Origin of the sequence: Geminocystis sp. NIES-3709, from assembly GCF_001548115.1 — a bacterium.
Lineage (GTDB): Bacteria > Cyanobacteriota > Cyanobacteriia > Cyanobacteriales > Cyanobacteriaceae > Geminocystis.
The window spans coordinates 1,423,453-1,446,055 of sequence record NZ_AP014821.1 but is presented as its reverse complement, the minus strand read 5'-3'; the positions used below and the strand labels follow the sequence as shown (position 1 = coordinate 1,446,055).

The 22,603-nt window shown below is 34.0% G+C and carries 21 protein-coding genes; 14 read left to right on the top strand and 7 right to left on the bottom strand.

The features are described from left to right. The first annotated feature begins 2 nt into the window (after window positions 1-2). Entirely contained in the window at window positions 3-470 is a 468-nt protein-coding gene (locus GM3709_RS06110; protein ID WP_066117298.1) for a PAM68 family protein, read from the top strand. Window positions 471-662: 192 nt separating this feature from the next. Next, window positions 663-1,721, top strand: coding sequence for a 3-deoxy-7-phosphoheptulonate synthase (gene aroF, locus GM3709_RS06105; RefSeq protein WP_066117296.1), 1,059 nt, complete (start codon window positions 663-665; stop codon window positions 1,719-1,721). Between the two features lie 50 nt (window positions 1,722-1,771). Here the strand turns inward: aroF and GM3709_RS06100 are convergent, their stop codons facing one another. Continuing rightward, on the bottom strand, window positions 1,772-2,188 hold the full coding sequence (locus tag GM3709_RS06100; RefSeq protein ID WP_066117294.1) for a DUF4332 domain-containing protein: 417 nt from the start codon (window positions 2,186-2,188) through the stop codon (window positions 1,772-1,774). Continuing rightward, a complete protein-coding gene (locus GM3709_RS06095; protein WP_066117291.1) occupies window positions 2,182-2,538 on the bottom strand; it encodes a hypothetical protein in 357 nt (118 codons plus the stop codon). The genes GM3709_RS06100 and GM3709_RS06095 overlap by 7 nt, the downstream gene beginning before the upstream one ends. Window positions 2,539-3,322: 784 nt before the next feature. On the opposite strand from GM3709_RS06095, the gene psbB reads away from it, so the two are divergent. The 4 genes from psbB to dusB all read left to right on the top strand — a co-directional run bounded on the left by psbB (window position 3,323) and on the right by dusB (window position 7,127). After that, window positions 3,323-4,855: a photosystem II chlorophyll-binding protein CP47 gene (gene psbB, locus GM3709_RS06090; RefSeq protein ID WP_066117288.1), complete on the top strand. Its 1,533-nt coding sequence runs from the start codon at window positions 3,323-3,325 to the stop codon at window positions 4,853-4,855. 91 nt (window positions 4,856-4,946) lie between these two features. Next, window positions 4,947-5,042: a photosystem II reaction center protein T gene (locus GM3709_RS18980; RefSeq protein ID WP_071590987.1), complete on the top strand. Its 96-nt coding sequence runs from the start codon at window positions 4,947-4,949 to the stop codon at window positions 5,040-5,042. Between the two features lie 361 nt (window positions 5,043-5,403). Continuing rightward, the gene (gene nrdR / locus GM3709_RS06085) at window positions 5,404-5,856 is read left to right on the top strand and encodes a transcriptional regulator NrdR (protein WP_066117286.1); all 453 of its coding nucleotides are present in this window, start codon (window positions 5,404-5,406) and stop codon (window positions 5,854-5,856) included. 206 nt (window positions 5,857-6,062) lie between these two features. Beyond that, complete coding sequence (dusB, locus tag GM3709_RS06080) at window positions 6,063-7,127, top strand: tRNA dihydrouridine synthase DusB (RefSeq protein WP_082712950.1); 1,065 nt, start codon at window positions 6,063-6,065, stop codon at window positions 7,125-7,127. An 18-nt stretch (window positions 7,128-7,145) separates the two neighbouring features. Here the strand turns inward: dusB and petA are convergent, their stop codons facing one another. After that, the gene (petA, locus tag GM3709_RS06075; protein ID WP_066117283.1) at window positions 7,146-8,126 is read right to left on the bottom strand and encodes a cytochrome f; all 981 of its coding nucleotides are present in this window, start codon (window positions 8,124-8,126) and stop codon (window positions 7,146-7,148) included. Between the two features lie 77 nt (window positions 8,127-8,203). Continuing rightward, the gene (petC, locus tag GM3709_RS06070) at window positions 8,204-8,743 is read right to left on the bottom strand and encodes a cytochrome b6-f complex iron-sulfur subunit (protein ID WP_066117280.1); all 540 of its coding nucleotides are present in this window, start codon (window positions 8,741-8,743) and stop codon (window positions 8,204-8,206) included. A 198-nt stretch (window positions 8,744-8,941) separates the two neighbouring features. On the opposite strand from petC, the gene GM3709_RS06065 reads away from it, so the two are divergent. The 3 genes from GM3709_RS06065 to GM3709_RS06055 all read left to right on the top strand — a co-directional run bounded on the left by GM3709_RS06065 (window position 8,942) and on the right by GM3709_RS06055 (window position 11,004). Further along, the gene (locus GM3709_RS06065) at window positions 8,942-9,250 is read left to right on the top strand and encodes a DUF3067 family protein (RefSeq protein ID WP_066117277.1); all 309 of its coding nucleotides are present in this window, start codon (window positions 8,942-8,944) and stop codon (window positions 9,248-9,250) included. A 19-nt stretch (window positions 9,251-9,269) separates the two neighbouring features. After that, on the top strand, window positions 9,270-9,731 hold the full coding sequence (gene tadA / locus GM3709_RS06060) for a tRNA adenosine(34) deaminase TadA (protein ID WP_197671869.1): 462 nt from the start codon (window positions 9,270-9,272) through the stop codon (window positions 9,729-9,731). Between the two features lie 163 nt (window positions 9,732-9,894). Further along, window positions 9,895-11,004 carry a 2OG-Fe(II) oxygenase gene (locus tag GM3709_RS06055; RefSeq protein WP_066117272.1) on the top strand — a complete coding sequence of 370 codons (1,110 nt, stop codon included), beginning with the start codon at window positions 9,895-9,897 and terminating at the stop codon, window positions 11,002-11,004. A 13-nt stretch (window positions 11,005-11,017) separates the two neighbouring features. Here the strand turns inward: GM3709_RS06055 and moaA are convergent, their stop codons facing one another. Continuing rightward, window positions 11,018-12,001: a GTP 3',8-cyclase MoaA gene (moaA, locus tag GM3709_RS06050; RefSeq protein WP_071828021.1), complete on the bottom strand. Its 984-nt coding sequence runs from the start codon at window positions 11,999-12,001 to the stop codon at window positions 11,018-11,020. A 377-nt stretch (window positions 12,002-12,378) separates the two neighbouring features. Here moaA and GM3709_RS06045 point away from each other — a divergent pair, with 377 nt between their 5' ends. The 3 genes from GM3709_RS06045 to GM3709_RS06035 all read left to right on the top strand — a co-directional run bounded on the left by GM3709_RS06045 (window position 12,379) and on the right by GM3709_RS06035 (window position 13,952). Beyond that, window positions 12,379-12,864 (top strand): allophycocyanin, encoded by a 486-nt coding sequence (locus GM3709_RS06045; protein WP_066117267.1) that lies wholly within the window; start codon window positions 12,379-12,381, stop codon window positions 12,862-12,864. Between the two features lie 97 nt (window positions 12,865-12,961). Next, window positions 12,962-13,447, top strand: a complete 486-nt coding sequence (apcB, locus tag GM3709_RS06040) for an allophycocyanin subunit beta (protein ID WP_066117264.1) — start codon at window positions 12,962-12,964, stop codon at window positions 13,445-13,447. A gap of 301 nt (window positions 13,448-13,748) precedes the next feature. Continuing rightward, window positions 13,749-13,952 carry a phycobilisome linker polypeptide gene (locus GM3709_RS06035; RefSeq protein ID WP_071828020.1) on the top strand — a complete coding sequence of 68 codons (204 nt, stop codon included), beginning with the start codon at window positions 13,749-13,751 and terminating at the stop codon, window positions 13,950-13,952. Between the two features lie 303 nt (window positions 13,953-14,255). Here the strand turns inward: GM3709_RS06035 and GM3709_RS06030 are convergent, their stop codons facing one another. Both GM3709_RS06030 and GM3709_RS06025 read right to left on the bottom strand, forming a co-directional pair. Then, window positions 14,256-16,517 carry a tyrosine-protein kinase domain-containing protein gene (locus tag GM3709_RS06030; protein ID WP_066117259.1) on the bottom strand — a complete coding sequence of 754 codons (2,262 nt, stop codon included), beginning with the start codon at window positions 16,515-16,517 and terminating at the stop codon, window positions 14,256-14,258. 288 nt (window positions 16,518-16,805) lie between these two features. Further along, window positions 16,806-18,677, bottom strand: coding sequence for a nucleoside-diphosphate sugar epimerase/dehydratase (locus GM3709_RS06025; protein ID WP_231937623.1), 1,872 nt, complete (start codon window positions 18,675-18,677; stop codon window positions 16,806-16,808). Window positions 18,678-19,219: 542 nt separating this feature from the next. Between GM3709_RS06025 and GM3709_RS06020 the strand changes: the two genes are divergently transcribed. Further along, on the top strand, window positions 19,220-21,046 hold the full coding sequence (locus GM3709_RS06020) for an ABC transporter ATP-binding protein (RefSeq protein ID WP_082712948.1): 1,827 nt from the start codon (window positions 19,220-19,222) through the stop codon (window positions 21,044-21,046). Window positions 21,047-21,260: 214 nt separating this feature from the next. Further along, complete coding sequence (locus GM3709_RS06015) at window positions 21,261-22,577, top strand: polysaccharide pyruvyl transferase family protein (RefSeq protein ID WP_066117256.1); 1,317 nt, start codon at window positions 21,261-21,263, stop codon at window positions 22,575-22,577. Window positions 22,578-22,603 lie beyond the last annotated feature (26 nt).

Sequence of the window (22,603 nt, the reverse complement as noted above, 5' to 3'; positions counted from 1 at the left end):
CTATGCCATCTTCATCTAATCGTAACTCTTTACCTTTTGAACCCAAAAAAAATAAAAAAGTTGTTAAAAAAGCAACTAATAATACTCCGATAAATAAATCTGACAAAAATTTTCAAGAAAAAAAAGAAAGTGCATCCTTACGAGAAATTCCTGAAGTTGTCAGTAAAAGAATGATTCGGAGAATGGCTATTTTTAGCGGAATGCCTACAGGTTTAGGTATTTTTTCCTTCTTTGCATTTTATTTTGTAGTAAAACAAGAATGGTTTAAAGTACCTAATACCGCCGTTTTACTGGTCAGTATGGGTTTATTTGGGTTAGGTGTGTTAGGTTTAAGTTATGGCATTCTTTCCACATCATGGGATGAAGAAAGAGTTGGTACTTGGTGGGGTTGGTCAGATTTTACCCTCAATTTTAGCAGAATGACCTCTGCATGGAGAAACGCACGACAAGAATCTATTAATAATAAATGATTAGTTATTTTGTGTGATTTATCTCTAAGAAATTATAAATCTATCAATAGACATCTCCAATTACGAAATTAAGGGCTGAAGCTCTTACTAAGAAACTATTAAAACGGTTTGTTGGAGAACTCTAATAAATTAAAAATTTAACCACAACCAAATATCAGCCTTAGCACATTTATTAGTCAAGGTAAATTAATTATGATCGTTGTAATGAAAGTGGGTACTCCCGAAGCCGAAGTTAATCGTGTTGGAGAGGAATTAACCACATGGGGATTAAGCCCAGAAAAAATTGTTGGGCAACATAAAGTAGTTATTGGTTTAGTGGGAGAAACCGCTTCCCTCAACCCTGAGCAAATTCAAGAAGTTAGTCCTTGGATTGAGACAGTTTTACGAGTAGAAAAACCTTTCAAACGTGCTAGTTTAGATTATCGTCATGGACAACCTAGTGAAGTTGTTGTCCCTACTCCTAACGGTAATGTTACTTTTGGATTAAATCATCCTGTAGTTATTGTAGCTGGTCCTTGTTCAGTAGAAAACGAAGAAATGATCGTAGAAACTGCCAAAAGAGTAAAAGCGGCAGGGGCAAAATTTTTAAGAGGAGGTGCTTATAAACCTCGTACCTCTCCTTATGATTTCCAGGGCCATGGAGAAAGTGCTTTAGAATTGTTAGCGGCTGCTAGAGATGCTTCTGGATTAGGTATTATTACGGAAGTAATGGATACCGCAGACTTGGATATTATTGTCGAATTTGCTGATGTTATCCAAGTTGGTGCAAGAAATATGCAAAACTTTTCCTTATTAAAAAAAGTAGGGGCTCAACCTAAACCTGTTCTCTTAAAAAGAGGAATGTCTGCCACTATTTCCGAATGGTTGATGGCCGCTGAATATATCCTTGCCGCCGGGAATCCTAATGTCATCTTATGTGAAAGAGGTATTCGCACGTTCGATCGAGAATTTGCCCGTAATGTTTTAGATTTATCTGTAATTCCAGTATTACGATCTTTGACTCATTTACCAATTATGATTGATCCTAGTCACGGTACTGGTAAAGCAGAATATGTGCCTAGTATGGCTATGGCCGCTATCGCTGGTGGTACAGACTCTTTAATGATTGAGGTACATCCCAATCCAGCTAAAGCCCTATCTGACGGCCCTCAATCTTTGACTCCTGATGCTTTCGATCGATTAGTTCAAGAATTATCCATAATTGGTAAAGCAGTCGATCGTTGGGAGACACCCGTTCCTGTTTTAGCATAAGATAGGTTGACAAAAAGACCTATGAGCAGTATAGTAGAATTTAAGAATTCCTAATTCCTAATTCCTAATGTTTTCGCCTCTTTTATCCAAGTGTGTACTAGGGAAAGAGGCGGACACAAATCTTTGTTTCTCAAGGTACCTACTTGTAATCGGACAATTTGCCTGTGTAACTTGAATGTCGATGCTTGACTCAATTCACTGCAAGACAAAATTCCCGAATGTAAAATCAAACCGCAATATTTACTCCCTACACTTTCAAGACGGGATAGGTCAGCTAAAGCAGTCCATTTTAAAATATTTTTAACATTTACTCCCATTTTTAAGGCTAATTCTTCTTGTTTTTGACGATCAATTGTGCATTGAAGTAAGGCGAAATTAGTATTGATACCAAGAGATTTAAGATTTTTCACATCTATAGGGCTTATACCCGGTAAATTTTTTACATCGATCGAAGAAAACTCTACCATTCTCGCCACTCCTCCGTGATGTCTTCATTTTCATTATTAAAACCAAGTAAGACACCAGCCTTAATTATATACTCACAAATTCCTTCTCTTTGATCTGTTTCAATTAGTTCTTCTCCAGCTTTTTGATTTAATTGATTTAGTTTTATAACGGTCATCTTTACACATTTCATCGCAGAATTTTTATTCTCTGTTTTAGAAAGAGCCAAAAGATGTTCTTCTAAAATACGGTCAAATTCTTCCACATCAGCTTTCGTATAAGCTGGATTATCATCATTTACTATATAGTCCAACATTCCTTCAATTATTGAATTTTTTATTAATTGTAGTTCCTGATTATCTTTGAGTAACATTTTAATTAGGGTCTGCTGAATAAATTATAAAGGTATTAAAATCAAAGGTTCCTACATACTACATTAACAAAAAAGTGCACGGTTTTAGGGATTTTTACTCAAAAACTTAACACTTTTGACTTTATTTTTATTAGTTACAAATATACTTATTATCTGAACTCGAGAAAAAATCCTTGATGTAGCTAGGTTTTAGGTTTTAGGTTCTAAAAATACCAAATCTGATTGAATTATTTAATTAAATTAATCTAACTAAAATCAATTGTTAACAGTTTTTCCTCAATTCTTTACCTAATACCTAACAACTAATACCCTGCTATTACTCATACATTTTGTATTAAACTGAGATACTTATTAGGTAGATTAACAACATCAAAACCTTGATTTTTTGATATTTCTTCTATCTTCTGTCTCCTATCTCCTAACTCCTACCCTCGTCAAAAGACTTTTTCAGTGCACCCTAATTAAATCTCTCCATTAAATTTAGATCTTGCTCCTCTATCATAAATTCTCGGTGACGACAGACAAAAAGGAAAAGGGAATAGGAAAAAGTGACGAGAATTGGTTTTAAAATTCCTAAAATGGATTTTTCCCGTTTTGTCTTATTGTCTATTAAAAAACATCTTGCCATAAGTTCTAATAAAAGATAGAATTTTTAACATAAAATTAAGATCATAGGGTAATTCTATTCAAAATTAATTTTGAGACAGAAAACCCTCAACGGTTATAGTAAACTGGATCTATCCCCAATTTAGTAAAAATCACATTAATAGGAGGAGCGTAGTCGATGGGACTACCTTGGTATAGAGTACACACAGTTGTAATTAACGATCCGGGTCGTTTAATTGCAGTGCATTTAATGCACACCGCATTGGTAGCAGGTTGGGCAGGATCTATGGCTTTATATGAATTAGCCATATTTGATCCCAGTGACGCTGTGTTAAATCCCATGTGGAGACAAGGAATGTTCGTATTACCCTTTATGGCACGTTTAGGGGTAACAGGATCTTGGGGTGGTTGGAGTATCACCGGAGAAACTGGCATTGATCCTGGATTTTGGTCTTTTGAAGGTGTGGCGATCGCTCATATCATCTTATCTGGATTACTTTTTTTAGCGGCTGTATGGCACTGGGTATTCTGGGATTTAGAATTGTTCACTGACTCCCGTACTGGTGAACCAGCCCTCGATCTACCTAAAATGTTCGGCATTCACTTATTCTTATCTGGATTACTATGTTTCGGTTTTGGTGCATTCCACCTAACTGGATTATGGGGACCTGGAATGTGGGTATCTGATCCTTACGCTTTAACTGGACACGTTCAAGCCGTAGCGCCTGAATGGGGACCTGCCGGTTTTAACCCCTTTAACCCCGGTGGAGTTGTTGCTCACCATATTGCGGCGGGGATCGTTGGTATTATCGCTGGTTTATTCCATCTCAGTGTTCGTCCTCCAGAAAGACTTTATAAAGCCCTTCGTATGGGTAACATTGAAACCGTACTATCTAGCAGTATCGCCGCCGTGTTTTTTGCTGCTTTCGTCGTCGCTGGAACTATGTGGTATGGAAATGCTACCACCCCAGTAGAATTATTCGGACCTACCCGTTATCAATGGGATCAAGGTTACTATCAACAAGAAATTCAGCGCCGAGTAGAAACAAGTATTGCTAGCGGTGCTACTGCGGAGGAAGCATGGGCGGCAATTCCTGAAAAACTAGCATTCTATGACTATGTTGGGAATAGTCCTGCTAAAGGTGGTTTGTTCCGTACTGGTGCGATGGATAAAGGAGACGGTATTGCTCAAGGTTGGCTAGGTCATCCTGTGTTCAAAGATAAAGATGGTAACGAATTATTTTTACGTCGTCTTCCTAACTTCTTTGAAACCTTCCCTGTAGTTTTAACTGATGCAGATGGAGTTGTCCGTGCAGATATTCCTTTCCGTCGTGCTGAATCAGCTTTGAGTATTGAACAAACTGGCGTTACCGTTAGTTTCTTAGGTGGAGACTTAGATGGTAAAACCTTTAGTGATCCCCTTGATGTTAAACGCTACGCGCGTAAAGCACAATTGGGCGAACCATTTGAATTTGATACTGAAACTCTTAACTCTGATGGTGTATTCCGTACCAGTACTCGTGGTTGGTTTACCTTTGGTCATGCTTGTTTTGCTTTACTGTTCTTTTTCGGTCATATTTGGCATGGTGCTCGTACATTATTCCGTGATGTATTTGCAGGTATCGACCCCGATTTAGATCCAGACCAAGTAGAATGGGGATTATTCCAGAAAGTGGGTGATAAATCTACTCGTCGTCCAGAATCTGCATAATTTTTGCATAACTTATTTATGGGAAATAGAGAGGATTTCGTTTTCTTTCTATTTCTCTTTAAAATAAAAATTACAATATAGAGAAAATAAAATGGAAAGTGTTGCTTATATTCTCGTGTTGGCTATGATGATCTCAGTATTATTCTTTGCTGTAGCATTCCGTGAGCCTCCTAAAATCAACAAGTAAATTCATCGATGACTAAGGAAATTCTTAATTATTTCCTCCTTAGTTACTATCTAATTAAAAAGTCTTTTTCATATATATCTTCATTGAGTCTCTGATTTAGTTAAGATATTAAAGAAAGAGGCTTTTTTTCGTGGAATTATCGCAAATTATAGTCTTACTCAATGACATTAGTACACTTTCAATCAGTAAACTAAATCATAGTCTTGATTATGTATAAAAATTAATAGTCCTAACCTAAATCCGTAGTACTATATCTCTAAAGCAAATGTTGCGTAAAACGTTTCTACAACTCTTAAATCAGGTTTTGTGGGTAATGCCCATCCTAATTATACTTATTAGCGATTAAATTAATTTTAAAAATATGTTATGTCCTTCTTGTAATTCTGATAATAGTAAGGTGTTAGAATCTCGCACTACGGAAAAAGGACAGAGTATCAGACGCAGGAGGGAGTGTTTAGATTGTGGGCATCGTTTTACCACTTATGAAAGAATAGAGTTTGTACCGATTACAGTAATAAAAAAGGATGGTAGTACAGAATCTTTCGATCGATCTAAAATATTAAGAGGAATAGTAAGAGCCTGCGAAAAAACAGGTATTGAAGGGGATAGATTGGAAACATTAGTCGAAAATATTGAGTCGCAGATAGAAGAAAATTCCATGAGGGAAATAACAACTCAATATATCGGTGAATTAGTATTAAGTTATTTAAGTAAACTTTCTGAAGTCGCTTATGTCCGTTTTGCTTCTGTTTATGGTAAGTTTACGAGTATTGATGATTTTGTTATTATTCTTCAAGAAATGCAAAAGGAATAAAGTCTTACTAGAGTTGAGGATATTTTTGAATAGTGCTTGTTTAAATTATGCTATGCCAAAATTATTACAAGACAAAAACTACAAAAATCATTAAAAAATATTAGGGAAAATTGGTAATTATCCTATCAAACAACAAAAACTCACTGTAAATAAGTGTTAAAAAATTAGCTAATTTTCAGTAATAATTTAAAACAAAATTCAAAAAAATGTCTTGTATATCAAATGAGTTAAAACACAAACTATCAAATCCCTTAAAAATTGGGAATGTTACAATTAACAGTCGAGTTTTACAGTCTCCTCTTTCTGGGGTAACAGATTTAGTTTTTCGTCGCCTCGTAAGAAAATATGCACCTGAATCAATGATTTACACGGAAATGGTAAGTGCCACAGAAATTCACCATCTTCAACAGTTACCAAAACTAATGGAAATCGATCCCCATGAACAACCTATTAGTATTCAGTTATTTGACTGTCGTCCTGATTTTATGGCAGAAGCAGCCCAAAAAGCTGTTCAAGAGGGGGCAAAAACGATCGATATTAATATGGGATGTCCTGTTAACAAAATTACCAAAAAAGGTGGTGGCTCTCGTCTATTGCGTCAACCAGATGTTGCCATGGCGATCGTAAAAGAGGTCAAAAAAGCCGTTGATGTGCCTGTTACGGTGAAAACTCGTTTAGGTTGGAATGATGAAGAAATCAATATCTTGGATTTTGCCCAAAGAATGGAAGAAGCTGGAGCAAGTATGATAACTGTACATGGACGTACCCGTGAACAAGGTTATACTGGTACTGCCCGATGGGATTTAATTGCAAAAGTTAAGGAAGTATTGACGATTCCTGTTATTGCCAATGGGGATATTTTTTCGGTGGATGATGCTATTCGTTGTCTTGAGATCACGAAAGCAGATGGGGTGATGTGTTCTCGTGGCACTTTAGGTTATCCTTTTTTAGTGGGACAAATTGACTATTACCTCAAAAATGGCAAAAATATTATTTTACCTACTTTAAAAGAACGTTTAGATTGTGCTAAAGACCATTTAATAGGATTATGGGAATATAAAGGACAAAGAGGAATTTTTCAAGCCAGAAAACATCTGTCATGGTATTGTAAGGGTTTTAGTGGTGCCGCAGAGTTACGCGATCGATGTTCTCAAATTAACAGTCTTGAGGAAGGGTTGAATTTAATAAATCAAGCAATATTAGGAGAGATAACAGACATGGGTTCTATAAAAACTATAAAAAAAGGAGGTACAATAACCTCCCATATATAAATAACTGATTTGTAAAAATTAGAAATACATACCAGCTTCTTGTACTTTCTCGATTTGTTTTTTCTTCAGAACTAAGAAAATTTGAGATAACATGATACCAGCGATAAACACTAATAACCAGAGAATACGAGCAGGACTTTGTAATACAACTTCTGTGTCTTTTTGTCCGAAACCACCCACGTTAGGATTATTTGTTAATGCTTCACCAGTAGTAACTTCTTGACCTTCGGCAACAATTAATTGAGGGCCAGCAGGAATATCCACAGTAGCAGTGTTGCCATCTTCGCTAGTGATAGTAACGGTATAACTACCTCCTTCAACTTCATCAATAGCGGTAACAGCACCAGTTACAGGAGCTTTGAACACGTTATTGTTACTTAATTGTCCAGTGGGGTAAACTTGTCCTCTACCTCTGTTTGCACCTAAGTGAACGGAATATTTACCAAAGTGAATGTTAGGATTAGTCGCCGGATCTGGAGATAATACAGGAAAGACGATTTCTTCATAATTGTCACCGGGGAGAGGGCCAACAATCACCCAGTTGTCTTTACCTTCACGATAGGATTGGAAATAAGCACCATTGACTTTTTCTTTCATTTCTTCAGGAATACGATCGTCGGGAGCAATTTTAAAACCATCGGGTAACATTAATACTGCACCGACATTTAAACCGCCTTTGCTTCCATCCCCTAATACTTGTTGTTGAGAATGATCGTAAGGAATTTTTACCACTGCTTCAAAAACGGTGTCAGGTAATACTGCTGCTGGAATTTCCACTTCCGCAGGTTTAGAGGCAAGGTGACAGTTAGCACAAACTATACGACCAGTTGCTTCTCTGGGAGTCATTGGAGCAGTTTCTTGCGCCCAGAAAGGATAGGCATTAGCACTTTGGGGTAATAATAAGTCACTGGCAAGGAATAAACAAACACTCGCAATAGACACAAGGATAATTTTGTTTATTTTTTTTGCCATATTAGCTAAAAAAGAATGATCTCTCATTGATATTTTTTACAGTTATTGAATTTTATCTAAATCATTTAAAACTGATATGTTGTTAATTGTTTATTGTTGGTAGTTTAAGCCCACCAAGGATTTGAGCCGTCACGGAAGTCGGTTTCTTCCCAGTTAGTCAAAACGACTTTATCATCGGTGACATTGGCATGAACTAAAGCTAAAGAAAGAGGTGCGGGGCCACGAACTACTTTACCTTCGTTATTATATTGAGAACCGTGACAAGGACACATAAATTTATCTTCTGACGCATTCCAAGGTACAACACAACCTAAGTGAGTACATACAGCATTGATGCCATAGGATTCGATCGCTTTGTCTTTTGTAACAACGATATAAGTAGGATCACCTTTTAAGCCTTGGGCTAAAGTTCGATCGCCAGCTTGATGATTAGCTAAGAAGGCACTAGCGATAATATCATTACCGAGTTTATCTTTAGCGGTAATACCACCACCAGTACCACCACTAGATTTAGGGATAAAATAGCTAACCACGGGATATAAAGCCCCAGCGGCTACTCCGGTAATAGTACCAAAAGTCAGTAAATTCATAAACTGACGACGGCCCATATCGGGTACATCAGCATTTCCTGTAATTTGAGTCATAACTAAACTAGATTATGTAATTGATTACTTTGGTTATCGTTTTACAATCAACTCAAGAACCTTTATGTTAAATAAGGTTAATTAAAGTCATTATCTAATTATTACAAAAAATGAACCTTTTGCAGAATCATTCAACTATCTTTCCTAAAATCGATCGTTAACATAACGATATATTTATCTGAACATAAAAAAATCACTATGACAGGAAAAGACTTAAGAGAACTAATTTTTAATAAGTGGGGATATTGTTATGATGTACAACTTATCAAAATTAAAGATAAAATTTATTTTCAGGTGATGTGGAAATATTTAGAACAAGCCTCTTTTCATTGGACTGAATCTGAGTATGCTCAACATTTAGAACAAGTTGCTAACTATATCACCAGTTGGGGAGTCATCAATCAAGTGGAAAATGGTATTTTGGAAGCAAAAAGTCGTCCCCGTTTAGGTAAAGCCGTTAGTATCTCTCTTGATTTAGGGGATCGAACTTCTGAATGGATTTTATAGTTTGAGATTATCAAAAAAAATGTCAGATTTGCACAATCATCAGTATTGGATGAAGGAAGCCTTAACTTTAGCCATAAAAGCTGGAGAAGAAGGAGAAATACCCGTTGGCGCAGTAATTATCGATCGACAAAACAAATTAATATCCTCTAGCTATAATCAGAAAGAAAAATATCAGGATTGTACTGCTCATGCCGAAATATTAGCCATTCGTGATGCTTGTAAAAAACTAAGTACGTGGCGGTTACATGAATGTACCCTATATGTAACTCTTGAACCTTGTCCCATGTGTGCCGGAGCAATTATTCAAGCTCGTCTTAAAACTTTAATTTATGGAGTTGATGACTTTAAAACTGGAGCTATTCGCACGGTATTAAATATTCCTGATAGTGATGCTTCTAACCATCATTTACAAGTTTTTGGGGGTATCAAAGAAACTGCCTGTAGAAGTTTATTAACATCTTGGTTTGAATCTCGTCGCTAATTTTTTCGTCATTCATGAGAATAATTGCGGTACAATTCCCGATAATCTTAACTTCAAATAGTAATATTAAAAATAAGAATAAAAGTGCAAAGAAAAAAGACTTTTCCTAAAAAAAGTGAAAATTTGAAGGTTAGTATTTTGTTGTATAGTGTTCAAAAATATTATGAATAAGTTTTTATTTGGTGACGCAGTACCTTGGTTTGAGTGTAAAAGTAGTAGTAATCCCGTATTTAATTTTAATACTGTAGCAGGTCGTTATGTCGTGTTGTTTTTTTTTGGATCTGCACAAAACGAAAGTATCTTAAAGGTTTTATCTTTTTTTTGTCAAGAAATTCGAGATAAATTTAATGATTCTGATGTGTGTTTTTTTGGTGTTAGCGTTGAACCTCAAGATTTGGAATTAAATCGTATTCAAGACATTATTCCGGGTATCCGTTTTTTTTGGGACTTTGATTTTCAGGTTAGCAAGTTATATGGTGCATTACAAAGCGACGAAAATAATATCATTATCTATTCTCCCTTTACTCTTATACTTGATCCTTCATTACGGGTAATTGCTAATATCCCTTTTATTGATGGTGATATTCATAATCGCACGATCGAAAATATTTTAAACGAATTACCTTCTGTTGATGATTATGCAGAAGTACCTTTATCTGCTCCCATTTTAATTGTACCTCGTGTTTTTGAAAGAGCGTTTTGTCGGCAATTAATCAACTTATATAATCAATATGGGGGAAATGAATCAGGATTTATGCGAGAGAAAGATGGTAAAACGATCGGGGTTCAGGATAATACATTTAAAAAACGAAAAGATTATACTATTGAATCAGAAGAAATTAAAAGTGAAATACGAGAACGTTTAAGCAGAAGATTACTCCCACAAATTAGTAAAGCCTTTCAGTTTCCCGTCACTCGCATAGAAAGATATATAGTAGCTTGTTATGACAGTAACTCTGGAGGTTTTTTTCGTCCTCACCGAGATAATACAACAAAAGCAACAGCTCATCGTCGTTTTGCCGTAACTATCAATTTAAACGCAGAAGAATACGAAGGAGGAAATTTACGTTTTCCTGAATTTGGTAATAAAACTTATCGAGCGCCTACTGGTGGGGCAGTGGTTTTTTCCTGTTCTTTACTTCATGAAGCTACTCCCGTTACGAAAGGAATTCGTTATGCTACTTTACCATTTTTATATGATGAAGTAGGAGCAAAAATAAGACAAGCAAATCAGCAGTTTCTTGCCAATCAAGTTCTTAATCTTAATAACTAAGGTTTAAGTGAAATTATCCACCGATTTGAGACATGGTACGTTGATAAATATTAGTACCAGATTCTCTTTCTTTAAAATTAATATCAGGTTTAATTAGCAATAATTGGGCAACTTTTTCTCTGATTTTTTCAGTTTTAATACCTTCTCTTAATGCTTTTTTTAGATCAATTTGTCCTGTTTCATTCAATAAACAAGGTCTTAACCAGCCATCCGCCGATAAACGAATTCTATTACATCGATCGCAAAAACATTCTGACATCTGAGAAATAAATCCTAAAGTACCTTTGCCATGAGGAATTTTAAACACATCAGCAGGGCCATTTCCACTAATAAAACTTTCTTGTAAACCCCATTTATTTTTTATTTTTTCTCTAATATCAACAGAAGGAATCCATGCTTTTTCCGCAAATAATTTACTATTTCCGATCGGCATAAATTCGATAAATCTAACGTGCCAATTCTTATCAATTGTTAATGCCGCTAAATCTAAAATCTCATGATCATTAACATTCGGAATAATTACTACATTGAGCTTTAATGGATTAAATCCTACTTCATAAGCCTTTAAAATTCCAGACCAAGTTTTTTGCCAACGACTCTTACTATTATTGCCAATAATTCGATCAAAAGTGTCAGAATTAAGAGAATCTAAACTAATATTAATACGTTTTAAACCAGCTAAAAATAATCCCTCTGCTTTTTCCTCTAATAAATAACCATTGGTTGTGAGAGATAAATCTTTTGTTTCTGATAAATTACTTATTTCATGAACTATTTCTATTAAATCTGCTCTTAATAAAGGTTCACCTCCCGTTAATCGAAATTTAGTAAAACCTAGAGGAATAAAAACTTCTTGCAATAAAATTAATAACTCTGATTTTGTTAATAATTCTTCAGATAAAATATAATCTAATTCCGAATCATTTGGCATACAGTACTGACACCGAAAATTACATTTATCTATCAAACTAATACGCAAATAATCTACTTTATTCACTTAAAAACAGTATGAATTATAAACAAAAATTAACACTCTAAATTATAACTTTTGTCTCGATTGCTTAACTTGATTTGTAAAGTTAAATATTTTTATATCGATCGAGATTGTTAATTTCCTTAATCTATGAGCCTTACAAGTTAATTGTTAAAAAGTGTTAAGAAAATTAAGCAAAAGTGGACTTAATACTGCACAATGATCCACGAAGACAAATTAAACATCTTCCAAAAATAAGTAAATATTACCTTTTTCGGTTATACTTACTAAAGAAAAAACTATCAGTACGATAGGGATTTCAAAATTTCAATGCCAGTTTAATTAATATTCTGGTTTAATTAATAAATACTATTTAATATTTTGTTTGGAGGAATCCATCAATGAGTATCGTCACGAAATCTATCGTGAATGCTGACGCAGAAGCACGTTATTTAAGCCCCGGTGAGTTAGACAGAATCAAAGCATTCGTTACTTCCGGTGAAGCTCGTTTACGCATTGCTGAAACTTTAACTGGCGCTCGTGAACGTATTGTTAAAGAAGCAGGCGATCGTTTGTTCCAAAAACGCCCTGATGTTGTTTCCCCTGGTGGAAATGCTTATGGTGAAGAAATGACCGCTACCTGTTTACGTGACATGGACTACTATCTACGTCTCATCACTTATGGAGTAGTAGCTGGTGACGTTACTCCCATCGAGGAAATCGGTTTAGTAGGCGTAAAAGAAATGTACAAATCTTTAGGTACTGACGTAGGTGCAGTTTCTCAAAGTGTACGGGAAATGAAAGAAGTTGCAACTGGCATGATGTCTTCTGATGACGCTGGTGAAGCCGCTTCTTACTTCGATTATGTTATCGGAGCTATGCAATAGGTTTTAGCAAAAATCCCTAAACCCTATTTGGTGCTAAATAATTTTAGTCCTGCAAAAAAAATAAGCAAAACTTTATTAAGTAGAAAGGAAAACAACAATGCAAGACGCAATTACTGCTGTAATCAACTCCTCCGATGTACAAGGTAAATACCTTGATGCTAATGCTTTAGGTAAATTAAAAGGCTACTTCCAAACTGGAGCTCTTCGTGTTCGTGCCGCCAGTGTAATTAGCGCTAACGCTGCTACTATCGTTAAAGAAGCTGTAGCTAAATCCTTATTATATTCCGACGTAACTCGTCCCGGTGGTAATATGTACACCACTCGTCGTTATGCCGCTTGTATTCGTGACTTAGACTACTATCTCCGTTATGCTACCTATGCTATGTTAGCCGGTGATGCTTCTATTCTCGATGAGCGTGTACTCAACGGTTTAAAAGAAACCTACAATTCTTTAGGTGTACCCGTAAGTTCCACCATTCAAGCAATCCAAGCGATGAAAGAAGTTACCGCTAGTTTAGTAGGTGCTGATGCTGGTAAAGAAATGGGTGTTTACTTAGATTACATCTGCTCTGGTTTAAGCTAATTTGTTACTTTAATTGAGTAATTAACGCTTAAAACTTAACTATAGGTTAGGAAAGTCCGGAGTAAGTGCTAGTTTAATTAGACTATAAGTAGATTAATTGATTTAGTATTGACTCTCGACTCCTAACCGTTGTTATAAAAATTTTTTTAACATAAACTTTCCCATTTATTTACATTCTAAGTAATTAGATTACAACAGAAATTAATAGTTTCGATCTTGAAATATTGTTGCTCGATCGATAAAAACTAATTTTTACAAAAAAGTTTAAAACGAGATTTAATCATCAAGGAGATAAATCCCCATGAGAATGTTTCAAGTCACCGCTTGTGTGCCTAGTCAGACCAGAATTAGAACTCAGAGAGAGTTACAAAATACCTACTTTACGAAATTAGTTCCTTATGATAACTGGTTTAAAGAACAACAAAGAATCCAAAAAATGGGTGGCTCTATTGTAAAAGTTAAATTGGTGACTGGTCGTCCCGGTACTAATGCTGGTTTATTATAAGTAAATATTACGCTAAGATAATATTCTAAAAATGAGGGTGAGAATTAAAAATTCTGCTCTTATTTTTTTGCACAAATTTTGAATTATATGAAATAAGAAAATTCTTTCACTAAGCTGATGAACACAAGACAACTGGATAATTAGACAGGTGGAAAAATTGCGAATATTTGTACACTTTTAATACGACTTTGTTTTTTTTCACAAATAATAAATTTTTCCGCCTCTGCCTGTCAGCAAGAGTCAGTCAACACCTATTCTTATAGTTCACTCAGGTAAAGATCGGGTGATAAGTATCAAGAAAAGTTATTCTTTATAATATTGGTTATAGTCGTAGTAACCATATCCATAGTAACCACCCATATAATTTTTAACTCCATTAGCTACCATTCCTAAAACGGACATTTTCGACATTTGTAGATCATTAATTACTCTTTTAACATTAGGTCGATGGGTTTTACCTAAACCGACGATAAAAACAAGGCCTTCTGTAAAGGGAATAAGAATCTTAGCATCAGAAAAACCCATTAAAGGAGGAGTATCGTAGATAACAAAATCAAAGTTTTGTCTTAATGTTTTCATCAAAGTTTGCATTTTTTGAGAAGAGATAATTCTTGTGGGATTAGGTGGTTTAGAACCAGCACTAATAATAGATAAATTTTCGATCTTCGACTCTTGAATTGCGTCATTGATTGGAACATCATCTGCAATTAAATTACTAAGTCCTGTTGTGTTTTTAAGCCCTAAGTATTGGTGTACCTTTGGCTTACGCATATCTACATCCACAACCAAAACTCTTTTGCCTAGCATTGCGGCTGCTCTTGCTAAATAAATACTCGTGGTTGATTTTCCTTCACTAGCTTCTGCGGCACCAATAACAATAGAACGAATGGAGGTATCCGAACTTAAAAGATTAATATTTGTATAAAGGGAAATATAAGAATCAAGATTAATAATCTCATCCTGGTCATTTTTTTCTTCTGAAGATTTTTGTGCAAATTTAAAAGTACCTTTCTTTAATTTTCCTGTTTGTCTTTTACTCATTAATTCCAACTTGCTATTGTAAGGAATAATTCCTAGACATGGTAAATCAAGAGTATTTTGTAATTCTTCAACAGAATGAAATGCTGAGTCTAATTTATCAACTAATAGACCAATTAGTCCACCTACACATAAACTTCCAAAAGCGATCAAGCCTATTTTTCTTGCAGTACCAGATATATCTTTAATAAGACTATCATTAATAGGAGTAAGTAATTTCCATGGAGACGCCTGTTTTGCCACTTCTATTTGTAAATTTTCGTTAAGTGCTAAAAGACGATTTAAACTGTCATTAGCTGTTTTTAATTCTCGTTGAATTTGATAATATTCTTTATTTGTCGTCGATAAAACATTGATCTCTTTATTAAATTTTTGGTTTGCGTCATTAAGACTATCTCGTTTAGCTTTTAGTACGGCAATTTCACTATTTGTATCAAAAAATTTCTGAGTGATTGCTAGATTATTAGAAATAGAAGTCAAAAAATCTAAGGACAAATTTTCTGCTTTTGGACCGAGAATCTTACGAGTTTCGTTATAGAGTAAAGACACTAATTCTTGTTTTTTTGCATTTAGTGATCTTAGTGTAGGATGCTGTTCCCCTAGTCGGATGCTTTCTAATGCTATTTGACTTTCAATATCTTTAATTTGGGAAATGAGTTTAGAGTAATTTTGTTCCTGATTTAAACGAGTTACAATTACCCCTTCTTCGGGAGTCAAATCTAATTGACTTTGGAGATTCTTTGCGAGTTGAGTCATTCCATCAAGTTGAATTTCCGTGTCTTCTATTTCTTTATTCAGAAATTCACTCTGTTGTGCTAAGACATTATTTTGAGTTGCTGGATCGATTAAGTTCTTTTCTTTTTGAAAACTCTCTAATTGTGATTCTAAAAGTGCAACTTCTTGAATAACTCGATTAATTTGTTCTTCAGTAAATTCTTGTGCCTGACTAAGATTACTTATATATTCTTTTGCTTGATAATCTAAGTAACCCGTCATAAGATTATTTAAAATAAATAATATTTTTTCTTCGGATTCGTCTTTATAACCTACTTGAAGAATTTTAGTTTTAACAGCTCTTTGAAGAGTTAGGTTTTGTATTAAATCCCCTTTTGTTAGATCTGGATAGCGAGATTTAATATCTTGAAAAATAGGATCCATTACGGAAGGACTTTTCAATACATCAATTTGGCTATCATAATCTAATTCGCCCGTATTCCACTTTTGTTGAGAAAGATCATTTAATAGATCTAATTTATTTCCGTCGCTGCTTAAAGGTTCGACTAAGAGTTTAAATGTTCCTTGATATATGGGTGGTTTCAGTAAAATCCATGTTGATAAAATTGTTCCTAGTGTTATGGCGGTACCAAATATTATTAAGCCCCTTCTTCTGAAAATATTAAGTAATTCACGAAGATTAAATTCTTCTGTGTCCTCACTCATACCGGAATTTAGATTAATCAACTTACCAAGTTCTTGAGTTTGAGGTGATATGCTATCTATATTGTTTTTGGGGTTGTTTAAGTACATATTTAAAAATTTAGTATCTTAAGGGGTATTTTATTTAACGGGTGGGATCAAGATAATCGTAAGCAAATTATATACTAACAAGAGATAATTCATCTTTATTCGATCGTGTTTATCGAATATTTTATTCAGATTTTACACTTTATTTGAATTCATTGATTATCCTAGAGAATAAAAAAAGAGGTAATATTAATAATAATTAAGTTTAACAGTATTTTAATTGATTTTATTAATTTTTTTTAATAAGATTAAAAGATTTGAGTTTGACAAATATTTTAATAACTGTAATTATTACGATACAAGAACTTCTTTTAAGGGATGATTAAATTCAGGCACTAAAATTTTTAATAGTTTAACTACTTCCTCTGAGTTTTTTTCTTTAGCTTCATATAATAAATTTTCTAAGTTTGTTTCTAACATTTCCCAACTCAACATTGGTTCATTACCGTAAAATATTTGTGGATGCTGAGTATTATTACTATTATTTTTATCTATTAGTAATTCTTCATAAAGTTTTTCTCCCGGTCTTAAACCTACTATATTAATGGGAATATCTTTTTCTGGTATTAATCCGTTTAACTCTATCATTTTTACAGCTAAATCATAAATTCTTACAGGATTCCCCATATCTAGTAAAAATATTTCCCCTCCTTTTGCCATAGCACCAGCTTGAATAACTAAACTAACGGCTTCTGGAATAGAAATAAAATAACGAGTTACATCTTTATGAGTGAGTGTGATCGCTTTTCCTTCACTTATTTGTTTACGAAAACGAGGAATAACAGATCCACTACTGTTTAATACATTTCCAAAACGAACGATCGCAAATATTGTTCCGATGTTATTTTGAGCGGCTAAAGCCTGAATTAAGAGTTCTGCAACTCTTTTACTCGCACCCATGACGTTTGTTGGTCTTACGGCTTTATCAGTAGAAATTAAAACAAAATTTTTCACTCCACAATCAATAGCCGATCGAGCAGTAATCAAAGTTCCAGCAACGTTATTATAAACGCCGATCGAAGGATTCATTTCTACTAAGGGAACGTGTTTATAAGCGGCCGCATGATATATCGTTTCAATTCTATGTAGTTTCAAAATACTTTCAAAATGTCCTTTGTCTGTGATATTACCTAAGTATGGGTAAATAGGGACATTTAAGTTTTGTTCTCTTAACTCCATATCGATCGTATAAAGAGCCAGTTCATTTAATTCAAACAATACCAGACATTTTGGTTGTAGTTGAGCTATTTGACGACATATTTCTGAGCCGATCGAGCCTCCTGCTCCGGTTACTAATACTGCTTTATCCGTAATGTTTACCCTTAATAAACTTTGATAGGGAGTAATTTCTTCTCGTCCTAATAATTCTGTAATGTTAATATTTCTGATTTGAGAAAGAGACGCTTGATTAGATAATAACTCCCCAAAAGTGGGAATTGTTTTAAACTGAACGGGTAATGCTTTTAAGTGTTCGACGATTTCTTTACGTCTAGGAATAGTTAAATTAGGAATAGCAAAAATAATAGTTTGAAAAGATTCTTCTTTATACAATGATTCTAAATAATGGGGACTATAAATAGGAACATCTTGAAGAACTCTTCCTTGCATTTCTGGATTATCGTCAACAAAAGCCAGTAATCGATACTCTGGATTTTGTTCTAAACTTTGGGATAATTGATAGCCTGCTGAACCTGCACCATAAATAACTAATTTTTGTTTTTCTGTAGAATCAGACTCGAGAATGGTAAGAGATTTAATAACAGATCGAATCGTTAAACGTAATGCAGTAACCGCAACAATCGATATTAGTCCGTCTATGATAATAACTGATTCACTAATAAATCGATCGGCAAATAAATTAATTAAGAATACCCCGATAACAGAAGTAAATAATACTGATTTACTAATTGTTGAAAGGAAGCTCAAATCTGTGTATTTGAGAACAGGACGATATAAACCAAATAGTTGAAATATTACAACTTTAAAAACTATATACCCTGTTATTAATGGAAGAAAAAGAGCAAATAGTTCTAAAGTGTGCCCAATATTGTAGAGGATAGTAAAAGCTAAAAATATAGAGAAAGTTGATACTAAAAAATCAAGACAAGACAAAATTATTCGTTTTTGATACCGAGATAAATCACCATATTTAGGTGTAAACAAAAATAATAGATTCCAAATAAGCATTTTATTATGTTAGGTTACGAATATATATTGTTTATATTGAGTAAATTATACTATAGACGATAACAGACGAAATGTATCAGAGATAGTTTCCTTGATTTTTACCTTAGAAAAGTTAGTATTAAAAAACTATAATCGATTTTCTTAACAACAGATAAAAATACTCTATATATAGTGTTTTAAGGATAAAATTAGCATTTATAGTACTATAAGTAGTTTTTTGGTTATGGGCAATATTGAAATCAAGTTTTTTATTGACAGATTTTAATCCCTAACTTATACTGTTCGTAAACTTTTGTTAAGTTTATCAAAAAAAAATTATAGTAAAAATAATCATTCTTAACCTTTTGACTTAAATTTAAAATCTTTTTTAAATCAGCATAATTTTTAGAAAACTTACTTAAAATAAACTATAACAATTCATTCTATCTATATTTTTATCAATCCTTATCAACTAAATCCACTTATAAGTGACTTCACTTATAGAATAAGTTAAAAGTTAGTTCGTATTTCAGACACTTATGCCCATAAAGAAACAAGATCAAAATAAAAATATAAATAGTTCTTTATTTAAAGAACTTAAAGATTTGTGGAACTATCTAGGTAATCGTCGTCGGGTTCAACTTTGCTTATTGTTAGTATTGATGCTGTTATCTTCTTTGAGTGAAATGATCAGCTTAGGAGCAATTTTCCCCTTTCTGAGTGCGATGAGTAACCCTCAAGGATTATTTAAAAATCAACAATTACAATTTGTCTTTAGTTTTTTTAAAATAGAAACCCCTAAAGAATTAGTGACATTTTTGGCGATCGGATTTGTTATAGCAGTGATATTCGCTAATATTTTACGTTTAATAACCCTACATTTTCGCATTCGTTTAGCGGCGGCAGTTGGGGGTGATGTCAGTAATGAAATTTATCATAAAACTCTTCGTCAACCTTACAGTTTTCACGTTAACCATAATAGTAGTGAGTTAATGCAAACCGTAACAGGAGATACGACTGCTTTGACTAGTGCGATTCTTATTCCCTTTGTTGCTTTTTTAAATGATGCTTTACTTGTGCCAGCCCTAATCGGAACTTTACTTCTTATTGACGGAAAAATAGCTGTGGGGACTACCGTTGTATTGGGTGGTGCTTACATTATCATTTACCGTACTCGTCAACGTTTACTAAAACGAAATAGTAAAGTTATAGCCCAAGCAGGAGAAAAGAAAATTAAAGTAGTACAAGAGGGGATTGGTGGTATTAGAGATGTGTTGTTGAACCATAGTCAAGATTTTTTTGAGAAAATTTATATAAGTTCAGAACGAGCTTACAAAAAGGCAACTGCTACTAACTTAATAATTTCTCAGTCTCCTAAGTTCTTTATAGAAGCATTAGCTTTATCTTCTATTGCTTTATTGGCAATGAATTTAGGACAAAATGGAGATTTTAGTAAGGTAATCCCAGTGTTAGGAAGTCTTGCTCTCGGTGCCAAAAGACTATTACCTGCTTTACAAGAGGCTTTTGCGTCTTTAGCAAAAATGCAAGGTTCAAGAGCTGCTTTAACAAGGGTTTTAGTGGCTTTACAACGACCAGTTAATTCTTTAAATCAAAATGAATTTACTACTCCTTTACCATTAAATAAAGAAATAAGATTAGAGAATATCTGGTTTAGTTACGGACAAGAAACTGATTGGGTATTACGGGATCTTAATATGACGATCGCCGCTAAAACAACTGTAGGCTTTGTTGGTAGTACTGGAAGTGGTAAAAGCACGACGGCAGATTTAATTTTAGGCCTTTTACAACCTCAAAAAGGAAAAATTTTTATTGATGACATTCCCCTTGAAAAAGAATGTTTATATCAGTGGCAAAAAAACATTGCCCATGTGCCTCAATCTATTTTTCTGAGTGATGGTAGTATTGCTGAAAATATTGCTTTTGGTATTTCTCACGATCGAATTGATTTGGAACAAGTGCGAAAAGCCTCTCGATTAGCTCAGATAGATGAGTTTATTGAAGGTTTACCTGCAAAATATGATACCTATGTAGGGGAAAGAGGTATTAGACTTAGTGGAGGCCAAAGACAAAGGATCGGTATTGCTAGAGCTTTATATGGTAATGCTTCTGTGATTGTTTTTGATGAAGCCACTAGCGCATTAGATAATGCTACGGAGCGTGAGGTAATGGCGGCGATCGAAAGTTTAAGTCATCAGTTCACCATTATTTTGATTGCTCATCGACTAAGTACAGTAGAAAAGTGTGATTGTATTTTTGAATTGAGAGAAGGTAAACTTATTAACCAAGGAAATTACTTATCTTTAATGGAAAAATCTCTCAGTTTCCAGAATATGGCTAAACTATGATGCCCTTAAAATCAACATACTTATTGTATTGATCAAAATAGTTATTGAAATTAATATTTTTCTGTCTAAAATAGACTTTAATTTTTGTTTTCCCACTAAATAATAGAGATGAATCAATCATCAAAAGGATTTTCCCATACTTGGGGGTTAGGGGCGAAAAAAACTATTTTTGCGAAAGTCCTAAATCAAATTAATAAGATCAACAGACACAATCATGAAGATTACTTACGTTAGTGATAACCGAACTGGCTCAAATTGGGGATGTAGGGCGACGAGTATTGCACTGTCGGAAATTCTACAAGAAACATATGAGATTCAAAATACCATTTATCGAGATGACAAATTTAGAAAAGTGATAGTTGGTTCAATTTTTTCTTTCATAGATATTGGAGATTCAATTTTTCCTCCTTCTATTGCCAAAAGTCTTTATTCAGGCGGTGGTGGAAATATTATCAAAAAAATCTTGAGAATGATTGATTCTTTCTTTGGTATTAGATCAGATTATGTGGGATTATCTCCTCAAGAAAGTGCCAAAAAATTAATCCGTTATAAAGATAAATCTAAAATTCTAAAAGAAATTTATCGAAAAGTTAATGAGTCTGATGCGATCGTTATCAACGGAGAAGGAGATTTAATTTTTAATCCCAATAGGAGAACAGTTTTATTCCTCCTAATGGTTATTGAACTTGCCCATTTACAAAACGTACCAATTTTCTTTATCAACGCTATGGTTTCTGACTGTCCGAGATTTGGCCGGGATGAAAAAATGGTAAAAGCCGCAGTAGAAGCTTTGAGCAAGTGTAGTGGTATTGCCCTTAGAGACAAAGAATCTGTGGCGACTCTCCATGAGATTGCACCTCATCTGAAATCTACATATATTCCTGATGCTTTATTTTCATGGACAAAATATTGTTCTTCTGAAAATATAATGCAAATTAAATATGGTAGTGCTATTCTTCCATATCAAAAAGACTATTTATGGGGCAAATATGACTTTTCTAAACCCTACATTTGTCTTGGAGGAAGTTCTTTAGCAACTAAAAATCCTAAATTAGCGATCGAATCCTATGGAAAATTAGCCCAGAAACTATTAGAGTTGGGTCAACCAGTTTATATTGTGGATACTGGAGATGGTCAATTTTTGGCGGAAGTTTCTAAAATTACGAAGATCCCTTTAATTCCTATTGAAATTCCGATTCTTATGGGAGCGTCTATACTATCAAATGCTAGTTTATTTGTATCAGGTCGGTACCATCCATCGATTATGGCTTCATTAGGGGGAACTCCTTGTATTTTCTTAGGTTCTAATTCCCATAAAACTAGAAGTCTTCAAGAAGTCTTAAATTATGACTCGATCGTAGAATATCCTGCAATTCCCACAGATCAAGATATTGAAAAAATAGCACAAAAGGCTAGACAAATTATCGATGCTGGAAAAACAGAAAGAGATAAAATACAAACTCAGGTTTTATCATTATCCCAAGAAAGCAAAAATATCGTTTCCTTTATTCGTGATTCCTTGGCAAAGTAAACTTATCCAATTTGTAAAAATTGATT